The 11,464-nt window shown below is 63.6% G+C and carries 10 protein-coding genes and 1 tRNA gene; 5 read left to right on the forward strand and 6 right to left on the reverse strand.

The window, feature by feature from the left end:
- Positions 1 to 81 precede the first annotated feature (81 nt).
- The 3 genes from Q0O40_RS00765 (at position 82) to Q0O40_RS00775 (ending at position 2,273) form a co-directional block, all read left to right on the forward strand.
- Positions 82 to 1,281: an LL-diaminopimelate aminotransferase gene (locus Q0O40_RS00765; protein WP_295524929.1), complete on the forward strand. Its 1,200-nt coding sequence runs from the start codon at positions 82 to 84 to the stop codon at positions 1,279 to 1,281.
- Positions 1,282 to 1,322: 41 nt separating this feature from the next.
- Entirely contained in the window at positions 1,323 to 2,114 is a 792-nt protein-coding gene (locus Q0O40_RS00770) for a crotonase/enoyl-CoA hydratase family protein (protein ID WP_295524932.1), read from the forward strand.
- Positions 2,115 to 2,199: 85 nt separating this feature from the next.
- A tRNA-Cys gene (locus Q0O40_RS00775) sits at positions 2,200 to 2,273 on the forward strand.
- A 13-nt stretch (positions 2,274 to 2,286) separates the two neighbouring features.
- On the opposite strand, the gene Q0O40_RS00780 is transcribed toward Q0O40_RS00775, so the two are convergent.
- The 5 genes from Q0O40_RS00780 to Q0O40_RS00800 form a co-directional block, all read right to left on the reverse strand.
- Complete coding sequence (locus Q0O40_RS00780; protein ID WP_295524934.1) at positions 2,287 to 3,750, reverse strand: hypothetical protein; 1,464 nt, start codon at positions 3,748 to 3,750, stop codon at positions 2,287 to 2,289.
- A 134-nt stretch (positions 3,751 to 3,884) separates the two neighbouring features.
- Positions 3,885 to 4,439, reverse strand: coding sequence for a TetR/AcrR family transcriptional regulator (locus Q0O40_RS00785; protein WP_295524937.1), 555 nt, complete (start codon positions 4,437 to 4,439; stop codon positions 3,885 to 3,887).
- A gap of 129 nt (positions 4,440 to 4,568) precedes the next feature.
- A complete protein-coding gene (locus tag Q0O40_RS00790) occupies positions 4,569 to 5,819 on the reverse strand; it encodes a thiolase family protein (protein ID WP_295524939.1) in 1,251 nt (416 codons plus the stop codon).
- The gene (locus Q0O40_RS00795; protein ID WP_295524943.1) at positions 5,816 to 7,351 is read right to left on the reverse strand and encodes a class I adenylate-forming enzyme family protein; all 1,536 of its coding nucleotides are present in this window, start codon (positions 7,349 to 7,351) and stop codon (positions 5,816 to 5,818) included. The genes Q0O40_RS00790 and Q0O40_RS00795 overlap by 4 nt, the downstream gene beginning before the upstream one ends.
- A gap of 6 nt (positions 7,352 to 7,357) precedes the next feature.
- Positions 7,358 to 8,581, reverse strand: coding sequence for a cytochrome P450 (locus Q0O40_RS00800; protein WP_295524946.1), 1,224 nt, complete (start codon positions 8,579 to 8,581; stop codon positions 7,358 to 7,360).
- Between the two features lie 146 nt (positions 8,582 to 8,727).
- Here Q0O40_RS00800 and Q0O40_RS00805 point away from each other — a divergent pair, with 146 nt between their 5' ends.
- Both Q0O40_RS00805 and Q0O40_RS00810 read left to right on the forward strand, forming a co-directional pair.
- Positions 8,728 to 9,045 (forward strand): EthD family reductase, encoded by a 318-nt coding sequence (locus Q0O40_RS00805; RefSeq protein ID WP_295524949.1) that lies wholly within the window; start codon positions 8,728 to 8,730, stop codon positions 9,043 to 9,045.
- A 9-nt stretch (positions 9,046 to 9,054) separates the two neighbouring features.
- Positions 9,055 to 9,795: an SDR family oxidoreductase gene (locus Q0O40_RS00810; RefSeq protein WP_295524951.1), complete on the forward strand. Its 741-nt coding sequence runs from the start codon at positions 9,055 to 9,057 to the stop codon at positions 9,793 to 9,795.
- A 13-nt stretch (positions 9,796 to 9,808) separates the two neighbouring features.
- Here the strand turns inward: Q0O40_RS00810 and Q0O40_RS00815 are convergent, their stop codons facing one another.
- Entirely contained in the window at positions 9,809 to 11,392 is a 1,584-nt protein-coding gene (locus Q0O40_RS00815; protein ID WP_295524953.1) for a fatty acyl-CoA synthetase, read from the reverse strand.
- Positions 11,393 to 11,464: the final 72 nt, after the last annotated feature.

Consider the following 11,464-nt stretch of genomic DNA (forward strand, 5'->3'; position numbering starts at 1 on the left):
TGCTGTTTCCTTGCGGCAATGTTTCGCGTAAGGCCGCGCTGGTGCGGCGCATCTGCCGCCGATCAACCAAGAAGAGAGCCCGTGGAAGAAGAATTCTACCGCATGAAGCGACTGCCGCCCTATGTCATCGCCGAAGTGAATGCGATGCGGGCCGCCGCGCGCGCCAGCGGGCGGGATATCATCGACCTTGGCATGGGCAACCCCGATTTGCCGCCGCCTGCGCATGTGATCGAAAAGATGTGCGAAGTGGCGATGAAGCCCGACGCGCACGGATATTCGGCTTCAAAGGGCATTCCCGGCATCCGCAAGGCACAGGCCAATTATTACGGCCGCCGCTTCGGCGTGGAGGTCGATCCCGACACCGAAGTCGTGATGACGCTTGGTTCGAAGGAAGGCATCGCCAGCCTCGCGACCGCGATCACCGCGCCGGGCGATGTCGTGCTGGCCCCCAATCCCAGCTACCCGATCCACACCTTCGGCTTCATCATTGCGGGAGCGACGATCCGCGCGGTGCCGACCACGCCCGATGCGAACTATTGGGAATCGCTCGACCGCGCGATGCGCTTCACCGTGCCGCGCCCTTCGATCCTGATCGTCAATTATCCCTCCAATCCTACCGCAGAGACGGTTGACCTTGCTTTCTACGAACGGCTGGTGGCGTGGGCGCGTGACAACAAGGTCTGGATCCTCTCCGATCTGGCCTATTCCGAGCTTTACTACGACGGCAAGCCGACCCGCTCGATCCTCGAAGTGCCGGGCGCGCGCGATGTGGCGATCGAGTTCACCTCGATGTCGAAGACTTATTCGATGGCGGGCTGGCGCGTGGGCTTTGCGGTGGGCAACAAGCGGCTGATCGCAGCGCTCACCCGGGTCAAATCCTATCTCGATTACGGCGCGTTCACTCCGATTCAGGCTGCTGCTTGCGCCGCGCTCAATGGCCCGCAGGACATCGTCGAGCAGAACCGCTTGCTCTATCAAAAGCGCCGCGATGTGATGGTCGAAGCCTTCGGCCGCGCCGGATGGGATATCCCCAGCCCGCCCGCCTCGATGTTTGCCTGGGCCCCGCTGCCCCCGGCGCTGCGCCATATGGGCAGCCTTGAATTTTCCAAGCAGTTGCTGCTCCACGCCGAAGTCGCGGTCGCCCCCGGGGTCGGCTATGGCGAGGACGGCGAAGGCTTCGTGCGTATCGCAATGGTCGAAAACGAGCAGCGGCTGCGCCAGGCCGCCCGCAACATCAGGCGCTACCTTGCCAGCATGGGCGTCAACGCCAGCGCCGCCTGATGGCATGCAGACCAAAGCCAACCCCCTGACAGGAACCGACCATGAGATTTCATGACCGCGTGAGCATCGCCATCGAAGACCATGTCGCGCACGTGCTGCTCGACCGCGCCGACAAGATGAACGCGCTCGATGATGCGATGTTTGAAGGCATTATTGCTGCGGGCCAGCACTTGTTTGGCGCGAACGGCGTGCGCAGTGTCGTGCTCTCGGGCGTTGGCCGCTCGTTTTGCGCAGGGCTCGACATGGCGAGCATGGGCCGCACCGAGCGCGAAATGTCGCTCGTCGAACGCACGCACGGCAATGCCAACCGCGCGCAGGAGGCGGCGATGGTCTGGCGCAAGCTGCCCATGCCGGTGATCGCGGCGGTGCACGGGGTGTGCTTTGGCGGCGGCCTGCAAGTGGCCAGCGGCGCGGACATCCGCATTATCGCGCCTGATGCGCGGCTGGCGGTGATGGAAGTGAAATGGGGCCTCGTGCCCGATATGGGCGGCTACCTGCTGTGGCGGGGCAATGTGCGCGATGATGTGCTGCGCGAGCTGACCTATACGCACCGCGAGTTTTCGGGCGAGGAAGCGGTTGCTTATGGCTTTGCCACGCATGCCGATCCCAATCCGCTGGCGCGCGCCATGGCCTTGGCGCAGACCATCGCGGGCAAGAGCCCGCAAGCGGTGCGCGCCGCCAAGCTTTTGTCGAACCGCGTCCCCGAACTTTCGGGCGATGATGTGCTGATGGCCGAGAGCCGCGCACAGCACGAAATCATGTATACGCCCAACCAGCGCGAGGCGGTGATGGCCGGCATGGAGAAACGCGCGCCCGAATTCGTCGACCCCTAGGACGGTTTACCATAAAGAATCAGATTGCGGGCGGCGCGCGCCTCGGCTAACCGCCCCCCTCTCCACACGGTTATGCGTGCATCGAGGCCCGATGGCGGAGTGGTGACGTAGAGGACTGCAAATCCTCGCACGCCGGTTCGATTCCGGCTCGGGCCTCCATTCTTTCCAAAGCCTATGACGCCGGGATAGTCAGCGTGCGGTTATAAAGCAGAATCTGCTTGTTGCTGATGGGACCAGACCACGCCACCAGCTGCACCGATGTCCCCGCACAGCCTGCCGCGCCGGTGCGGAGCAGCGAAACATCGACGATACGCTCGCTGACCGCCGTTGGCCTGAAAGTCCCGGTCGTTTGAGTAAAGCATCGCGCTGGATTGCCTTGCCCAAGCGGCTCCAGCACCCAATGATAATCTCCAAGCGACTCTGTCGGGAACAGATGAAACCGAACTGCGGCGCGGTTTGTCACCGTCCCGGTCAGTGCGCCGATCGCGCGGCTGCCGGTTAAATCCGTGTTGAAACGGACCGCCGGTTTGGTCAGCGGGTTGAGCTCCAGCCGTTCCACGCCAAAACCGGTAGCGGATTGAACGATCAAATTTAGAGTGCGCGTTTGGCCGCCCGAAGGATTGCGAACGATAATTGGCATGCGGACTTGGCCGACGATCGCGCGGCCCAGCGCAGAGCCAAGAACGATATTGACCGCCCTGTCCTCTGGTACTGTCAATGTGCGCGGCGTGGAGCTAAAAGCGCGTAAGGTGCCCCCAGCCACATTGGGCAGCTCCACGATAATTCCCTCGCCAAAGCGAGCCGTCAAATGGACGGTACCTACCGAAGCGGCATAATTGCGGGAAACGCGGATCGGCAGATTGCGCTCGAAGCAACCGCGTGCCGCCGCGCTCGCCCGGAGATCTGGCAGCGTCAAAAACAAGTCAGCGCCGCTGATCCGCGCAGCCGACCCTGCCAGATCAGCGATACAGGACAAGACCGGCCGCTCGAAAGTCGGGCCGCTGCTGACCCCCGTCGATCCGGATGGACCCAGATAAACTACGGACGTGCAGTTTGTCACAGCAGTGCAATTGGTCGAAGGTGGCGGGGGCGGGGGCGGGGGCGTCGGCAGGGGCGACCCGGCTTGCTCTGCACGACTCTCCCGTCGCAAGTTGATCGACGACCAGTCGGCAGCGGTCAAGCGTTGGCGGGTGACAATACGCATCGGGACGCGAACACCAGTGCCGATGCGCAATGCCGCATCGACATCAGTGGTCAAAGTGTCGGGTAGCTTGACATCCATCTTGATCGAACCGATTGGCCCACAACCTCGCTGGGTTGCATTCTGAGCACCATTGTAGCGTTTCACGAAACTGATCTCTTCTCCCGAGACCCCTTCGATGACCGGCAGCGCGGAACCCAAGTCTATGCCATGACCAAAGACTTCGATTATGGAGAGCGAGCCTGCCGCTGCGACCAGAGGACGGTTATCGCTCGCGTTCAGGAACGCAGTCCGGCACATATCGGGTAACACTGTCCCGTCGGTTGGGAACGCATAAATGCTGACCCAGCCAGCACTGCTTTGAGCATGCGCTGTTGTCGCAGCCACAAACGCAGCGCCGATCATTGGAGCAAAAAGCGCAGATCTTCTGGTCATGTGAACCCCTCGTCTTGCAAACAGATGGGGGCATGATGAACACTTGGCGCGTTCCGCACATCGGCCAAACGGGCTAGCCCAATGGCCGAGGCCGGGTGGCGGGGCACATGTTCTTTCAGGGGGTCGCCATTGTTTCACATCTCGCCGGCGTCGCCATGTCCCCGCCCGCGCAAGATAGCGATGAACGCGGCGGCGAGGTCTGCGGGGGTGTAGCGGCCTTGGCGGTACCATGTTTGCGACCAATTGAGGCTGCCGAACAGCGCCACCTTGAATAGCCAGCGATCGGTCGCCGGGTTCAGCGGCAGCGCCGCGATCAGTTTTTCAAAGTGGCGTTCATAACGGTCCCGCTCGGCGTTGAGCATGGGCACCATCGCGGGCGGAAACGAGCGCACGAATTCGGGGCTGACGATCCGCGCATAAGGGCCGCCATTGAGCAGGATCGAGAGATGCGCGGCGCATGCGGCTTCGAGCACCTGCCAAGGCTCCCCATTGCTGTGGGCCAATGCGGCGTCGATGGCCTCCTCGAACTGCGCCACGCCTTTGCGATAGACGGCCAGCAGCAGGTCTTCCTTCGAGGGAAAGTGATAATAGATCGACCCCGGCAGCATGCCGACCGCGCCGGTGATGCTGCGGATCGAGGTGCCGTCATAGCCTTTGGCGGCGAACATGGCGGCGGCAGTATCAAGCAAGGCCTCGCGCCGACTTTCGCCCCCGCGCGCTTCGGCCTTTGCCCCCGTTTTCGCCCCCGTTTTCGCCCGTTTTTGCGGCCCTTGCTCTGTCACCTCTGGCGCTCCGTTGCCGCGCCCGATTATGCGGACCTAATCGCGCTGTAAAATGATAACCGAACAGGCCGCTTCATCGAAGCCCATGACCCCGCCGCCATTCTCGGCCAGCGCGGTGCGAGCGCCGCTCACTTGCCGGGGGCCTGCTTCGCCGCGCAGTTGCAGCATCAGCTCGTCGATCATCGACAGCCCGGTCGCGCCGACGGGATGGCCTTTGCTGACGAGCCCGCCCGACAGATTGATCGGGATCGATCCGCCAAGTGCCGTCGCGCCGCTTTCGGCCAACCTGCCGCCTTCACCGATGCCGCAAAAGCCCAACATTTCGGATTGATAGAGCTCGCAAAACGAGGTCGCATCGTGGACTTCGGCAAGGTCGATGTCCTGCGCCGCAAGCCCGGCGGCGTGATAGGCCTTTGCGGCGGCGAGCTGCGAAAGCCCCGGCTCGTCCAGCCGACGATACTTGCCCGCAGTCATCGTGCTGGCGGCAATGCGCACCGCGCGGGCGCGGACAGCGGCAGGCTGGCGCGCCAGCCACGCGCCCGAGCAAACCAGCGCCGCCGCCGCGCCATCGCCAATCGGCGCGCACATCGCGCGGGTGAGCGGCCAGCTGATCGGCCGGTCAGCAAGGACATCCTCTGCCGTTAGAGGAAAGCGATATTGCGCCTTGGGATTATGAACCGAAGCAGTGTGGTTTTTGGCGCAGGCGACGGCGATCTGGCGTTCGGTGGTGCCATGGGTGCGCATGTGCCATGCGGCTTGCATGGCATAAGTGTCCATGAAGATCGTGCGGCCCGGCCCCGGGGCAAACGGCTTGCCGGCGGCTTCCCCGGCGGCAGCATAGTACGTGAGCCATTCGTCGCGGTCGTATTGGTCGATGCCGCCGTCGAACAGTTGCATGGTCCGCTCTGGCGAGGAGGGGTTGAACGTCTTTTCAACGCCGATGGCGATGCTGAGGTCGGTCTGGCCGCTCAGCACATCCTTCCAGGCACCGTGCAGCGCGATCGACGCGGTGGCGCAGCCGCCTTCGACATTGATCACCGGCACCCGCTCTGGAAACAGGCCTTCGCGCACCAGCGGGGTAAGGCAGACCTGCCCGCGGATGCTGCCCTGGCCATCTGTCCACATGCCGCAATTGCCGAACCAGGCCATGCCGATGTCGTTGCCATGGGCAAGGCCAGCATCGGCCAGAACGCCGAGATAGACCTCGCGCGTGAGATCTTTGTGCGAGCGATCAGGGAATTTGCCAAAGCTGCTCGAATAGCTGCCGACAATGTAAGCGTCTGTCATTTCGGCTTGTCCCACCAGGCGCTGCGCAGTTCGCGCTTCAACACTTTGCCCAGCGCATTGCGCGGGAATTCGCTGCGCAATTCGAGGCCCGCCAGCCGCTGGGTGCGCGCCAGCCGGGCATTGGCCCATTCGAGCAGCGCCGCCGGATCGGGTTTGCCACGCGGAATGACCAGCGCGAGCGGGGTTTCGCCCCACTTGGGGTGCGGAATGCCGATAACGGTCACGTCTTGCACCTCGGGATGCTCACCGATCACCGCTTCCAGATCGGCCGGGAAAATATTGAACCCGCCCGAGAGGATCATGTCTTTCTTGCGATCGACGATGTGGAGGAAGCCCTCGTCATCCACATAGCCCAGATCGCCGCTGCGCAGGAACGCAGCGCCTGACGGATCGTGCCACAGGATCGCCGCATTGAGATCAGGCCGGTTGCGGTATCCGGCCATCGCGCCAAGGCCGTGCCCGACGATTTCGCCGACTTCGCCGCGCGCGCATTCCGCATCATCGGCGCCCACGATGCGCAAATCGAAGCCGATCACCGGACGACCGACCGCGCCGGGCCGCGTGGGCGCGTCGCCGGGTTTGCGCATCGTGGCGAAGCCTTCGCTGAAGCCATAGAGCTCATAGACATGCGGGGTCATGCGCGCGATGACCGCTTCGCGCGTATCGGGACGAAGTGACGACCCGGCAGAGAGCAGGCATTGCAGGCTGGACAAGTCATGCCTGCCCAGCGCCGGATCATCGAGCGTGACGATGCACTGGGTCGGCACCATGAAAGCGTGCGTGACCCGGTGCTGCTCGATCAGCGCGAGCGCACCCGCAGCGCTGAACTGCTCCATGATGACGACCGTGCCGCCCAACAGCAGCGGCGGCAGCACCATGAACATCGTGCCGTTGGAGTAAAGCGCGGTTGTAACAAGCGCTACGCTGTCTCTCGCCATGCCCAGCTCAAGCGCATTGGACCAGGCAAAATGGGTGCGCGCGCCGTGGCTTTGCACGATCCCCTTGGGCAGACCGGTGGTGCCGGAGCTGTAGATGATGTTGAAGCGGTCTTCGGGGCGACTGCGCACGCCTGGATCGGCATCGGGCGCGGCGGCGAGTATTGCGTCGCCATCGTCCCAGCCCTCGCCGGTGAACCCGATGGCAATGCGTCGGACATTGGCGGGAAGGCCAGCCGCATCGACAAGCGCGCGATTGGCGGCGGAAACGAAAACCGCCGCAGCGCCGCTGTCGGCAATCATGGTGGCGACTTGCGCCGGGGTGAGCAAGCCGCTGACGGGCACCATGCAGGCCCCGGCCTTGACGATGCCGAACATGACTTGCAGCATTTCGAGCGAATTGGTCATGACCAGCGCCAGTGGCTCGTCGTGGCGGACTCCCATCGCCAGCAAGGCATGGGCGACCCGGTTGGTGCCCCGGTCAAGCGCGCCCCAGCTCAGCCGCTGGTCGCCGCAGATGGCCGCAATCCGATCTGGCGCGAAGCGGGCATGGGTTGCCCAAATGCTGGCGAGGCCAAAGGCAGGCGCATCAATCATGGCAAACTACCCTGTCACCATCGGCATTTCGCGCACGCCGCGCATGGTCAGCGTGTCCATGTATTCCACCGTGTCGCTCGCCATCGCGACGTTGGGGAAGCGCGTGAACAGGCGGCTGATGGCAATGCGCCCCTCGGCCCGGGCCAGCGGCGCGCCAAGGCAGAAGTGGATGCCGTGGTTGAAGGTGAGGTGGCGATTGGGCGTACGGCCGATGTCGAAACGGGCCGCCGCTTCAAAAACCTCAGGGTCATGGTTGGCCGCGTTGACCATGGCGAACACCCGGTCGCCTTGGTTCAGCGTTTTCCCGCGCAGTTCGAATGGCGCTTTGACGACGCGGACGACCGCGCCGGTTGGCCCTTCGAAGCGCAGCATTTCTTCCACAGCGCTGGCGATCAGCGAGGGGTCTGCAAGGAACCGGGCCTTCTGGTCCGGATTTTGGAGCAGCGCGCGGATGCCGTTGCCGATCAGGTTGGTGGTCGTCTCGTGGCCCGCAAACAGGAACAGAATGCACGAACCGATCAGCTCATCCTCGGTGATCTGGCTTGTTTGCTGGAGCATCACGAAGTGCGAGATCACATCTTCGCGCGGCTGGCCAAGCCGGTCCTTCGCCGCATCCCGGAAATAATCGGCCATCGCCACGATGCCCGCGCGCCCGGTTTCATACTTATCGCCGCCGCCGGTGGCATTGCCGAGGAATGGCTGCAACTGCATCGACCAGTCGCGCAACAAATCCATATCCGCGCGCGGCACGCCGAGCAGATCCATGATGACGCTGGCGGGCAGCGGATTGGCAAATTCACTGATGCATTCAAATTGCCCATCGCCGCGCGCCGCGATCCGATCCAGCAGGCTGTCTGCCAGTTCGGCGATGCCATCCTCAAGCCCGCGCATCACGCTTGGGGTCACAACCTTGTTGAGCAAGCCGCGCAGCCGGGTGTGATCGGGCGGATCCTTAAATACGACCCATGTGTTCAAATACCGGATCAAGTCGCTCAGGCGGCTTTGCTCGCCGCCCTGCTGGCTTTCGAAAAACGGCGTCAGCCGGTCCGACGAGATACCGCCGTTCATCTGCACCGCTTTGACATCGTCATGACGGGTGAGCACCCAGCCTTTGAGCAAGGGCGACCAATGCACCGGATCTTCGGCCTGCAGGCGCAGCAAGGTCTCAAGCGGGCGCTGGATCACATCGGGATCGCGCGGATCGAAGACCAGAGGGGCGGCAGTTGGCATGATGCGGGAAGGACTCCGGATTTGTCATTCGGCTATCATCGCGCCCTTGCCATAGCAATCGCTTGTTTGGTAGCATCAGGTCAAGGCGTAAGGCAGGCGGGACATACCCGCGATGATCGAGCGGAAGCGCCGCAGGAGAGAATGCCATGTTGAAGCTCGTCGCCGTGTGGTCGCCGCCCAAGCCCGAGGACCGGGACGCTTTCGAAACCGCCTATGCCAACGTCCACGCGCCGCTTGCGCGCGCGCTGCCGAACCTCACCAGCCTTGATACCATTCTGGTCAGCGAGGGTCTGGAAGGCGCGCCCGCAGACGCTTATCGGTTCGCGATCATGACCTGGCCCGACAAGGCCGCGATGGAGCGCGATGAGCATACAGCGGAATGGACCGCGCTGCGCACCGATGCCGGCCAGATGATCGAGCGCTTCGGCGTGACTTTGACATCCTCCATCGGCCACGAAGGCTGAGCGCGGGCCATGGCCATCCTCGTCACCGGCGGTACCAAAGGTATCGGCCTTGCCATCGCCCGGCGCTTTGCCAAGCCTGATGTCGATGTATTTCTCAATTTCCGGGCGGACCATGACGCTGCCGACCGGGCAAAGGCGGAGATCGAAGCGGCGGGCGCGCGCTGCCATCTCATCCAGGGCGATGTGAGCACGCCGGCGGGCGCGAGCGCGGTGCTCGCCGTCGTCGCTGCACAGACCGACCGGCTCGATCAGCTGGTGCACTGCGCGGTGAAAGTGATCCCCGAACCGCTGCTCACCATCGATCCGGTCAGCCTGACCGAGGCGATCAACCTCAACGGCACCGCGCTGGTCTATCTGGTGCAGGCGGCGGTGCCGCTGTTCAAGCCGGGCAGCACCGTGTTTTTCCTGTCCAGCCGGGGCAGCCGTTCGCCGCTGCCGAACTATGCGGCGGTGGGCGCGGGCAAGTCGCTGGCGGAGAGCCTGGTCCGCTATCTCGCGATGGAACTGGCTCCGCTGGGCGTGCGCGCCAATTGCGTCGCGCCAAGCGCTGTCGATACGGAGGCGCTGCGGCAGGTATACGGCGCGCAGACCGAAGAAATCATGCGCCAATCGGCAGCGGCCAGCCCCAGCGGGCGAAACGTGGTCGATGACGATTATTGCAGCCTTATTGAATACCTTGCGAGCCCTTCGGCGGCGATGATTCAGGGTCAGGTCGTGTTCGTAACCGGCGGTGCCTACCTCGCCGCCTGAGCAATGATGCCGTTCAAAGCAGCGATTGGCGAAGCTCTCGCTTCAAAATCTTGCCGCTGGCGTTGCGCGGCAAGTTATCCGCAAACACGACCTTCTTGGGGATCTTGAAGCCGGACAGATGGTCGGCGCAATGTTCGAGCAATTCGGCAAGCTCAAGCTGGTGCCCCTCGCGCAGCACGATCACGGCGGTAACGGCTTCGATCCAATTCGGGTCGGGCATGCCGATCACCGCCACTTCGCTGATCGCGGCGTGGCGATAGAGCACTTCTTCCACTTCACGCGAGGCGACATTTTCGCCGCCGGTCTTGATCATGTCCTTCTTGCGGTCGACCACGGTGATGTAGCCCTGGGCATCGGCCACGCCCAGATCGCCGCTGTGAAACCATCCCCCCGCAAAGGCTTCGGCCGTGCGGACAGGATCGTTCCAGTAGCCGCTGAGCAACTGGGGCGAGCGATGCACAATCTCGCCGATCTCGCCCGGCGCGACCGGGTTCATCGCATCATCGACAATGCGCGTTTCGACATGCAAGGTCGGCCGCCCAGCCGAACCCAGCCGCTGCGCGTGCTCTTCGGGAAACAGGATCGTGGCGACCGGGGCAATCTCGGTCTGTCCATAAAGGTTCCACAGGCGCAGTTGCGGCAGCCGCTCGCGCAGTTCGCGCAGCACCTCGACCGGCATGATCGACGCGCCGTAATAACCCTTTTCCAGCGCCGAAAGATCGCATGTCGCCATCGCCGGGGCGCGCAGCAGCGAAATCCACACGGTCGGCGGCGCGAAGAACGAGGTGATGCGATGCTGCGCCAGCAGCCCGAGGACATTGTCGGCAGCAGGCGAGCCGGTGATCACGTTGCACGCGCCGACATGCAGCGCCGGGCCGATCATGCAATCAAGCTGCGCGCAGTGAAACAGCGGCATGGCATGAAGCGCCACGGTATCCCGGGTCCATTCGCAATCGATGATGCAGCTTTGATATTCCCACAGCACGCTGTTGTGCGAGAGCATCGCGCCCTTGGGCCGCGATTCCGTGCCGCTGGTATAGACGATCTGCAGCAGATCCTCGCCGCCCCGCTCCTCCGGCGGGTGCGGCTCATCGCACAGCAAGGATGTCCACGAGGGGATGCCGGGCGGCGGGGGCGCGTTCTCGCTATCGATCCCGAGCAGGTGCTCGACCTGTTCGCTGCGGGCGCTCAGCGCGGTGTCGATGGTGCTGACATCGACAAACAGCGCGCGCGCGCCCGAATGATCGAGAATGTAGCGCACGTCATCGGCGTTCAGCATGAAGTTGATCGGGACCAGCACCGCATCCGCGCGGGCGATCGCGAAACGCAGCGCGATGAAGGCATGGCTGTTGCGCGCGAGGATCGCAATCCGGTCGCCGGGCATCAGGCCAAGGCGGCGCAGGCCCGCTGCAAGGCGGTCCACCTCGCGGCGAAAAGCGGCATAGCTCCACGTGACCTCGCCGCAGATGATCGCGGTTTTCTCGCCGTGCCGCTCTGCCGCGCGGGCCAGCATGGCGGAGAGCGATTGCGACCGCGCGCGGGCTATCAATACATCAGGCGAGGGGTCAGGCAAATCAGCGGCAGAATCGAGGTGCATGCTGGGCTTTCAAGCTGGCAACCCCGCCAGCGCGGGCAAAAAACAACCGAAGAGAGCAGCACGTTCGGCACT

Source organism: Novosphingobium sp. Chol11 (assembly GCF_945870625.1).
Lineage (GTDB): Bacteria > Pseudomonadota > Alphaproteobacteria > Sphingomonadales > Sphingomonadaceae > Novosphingobium.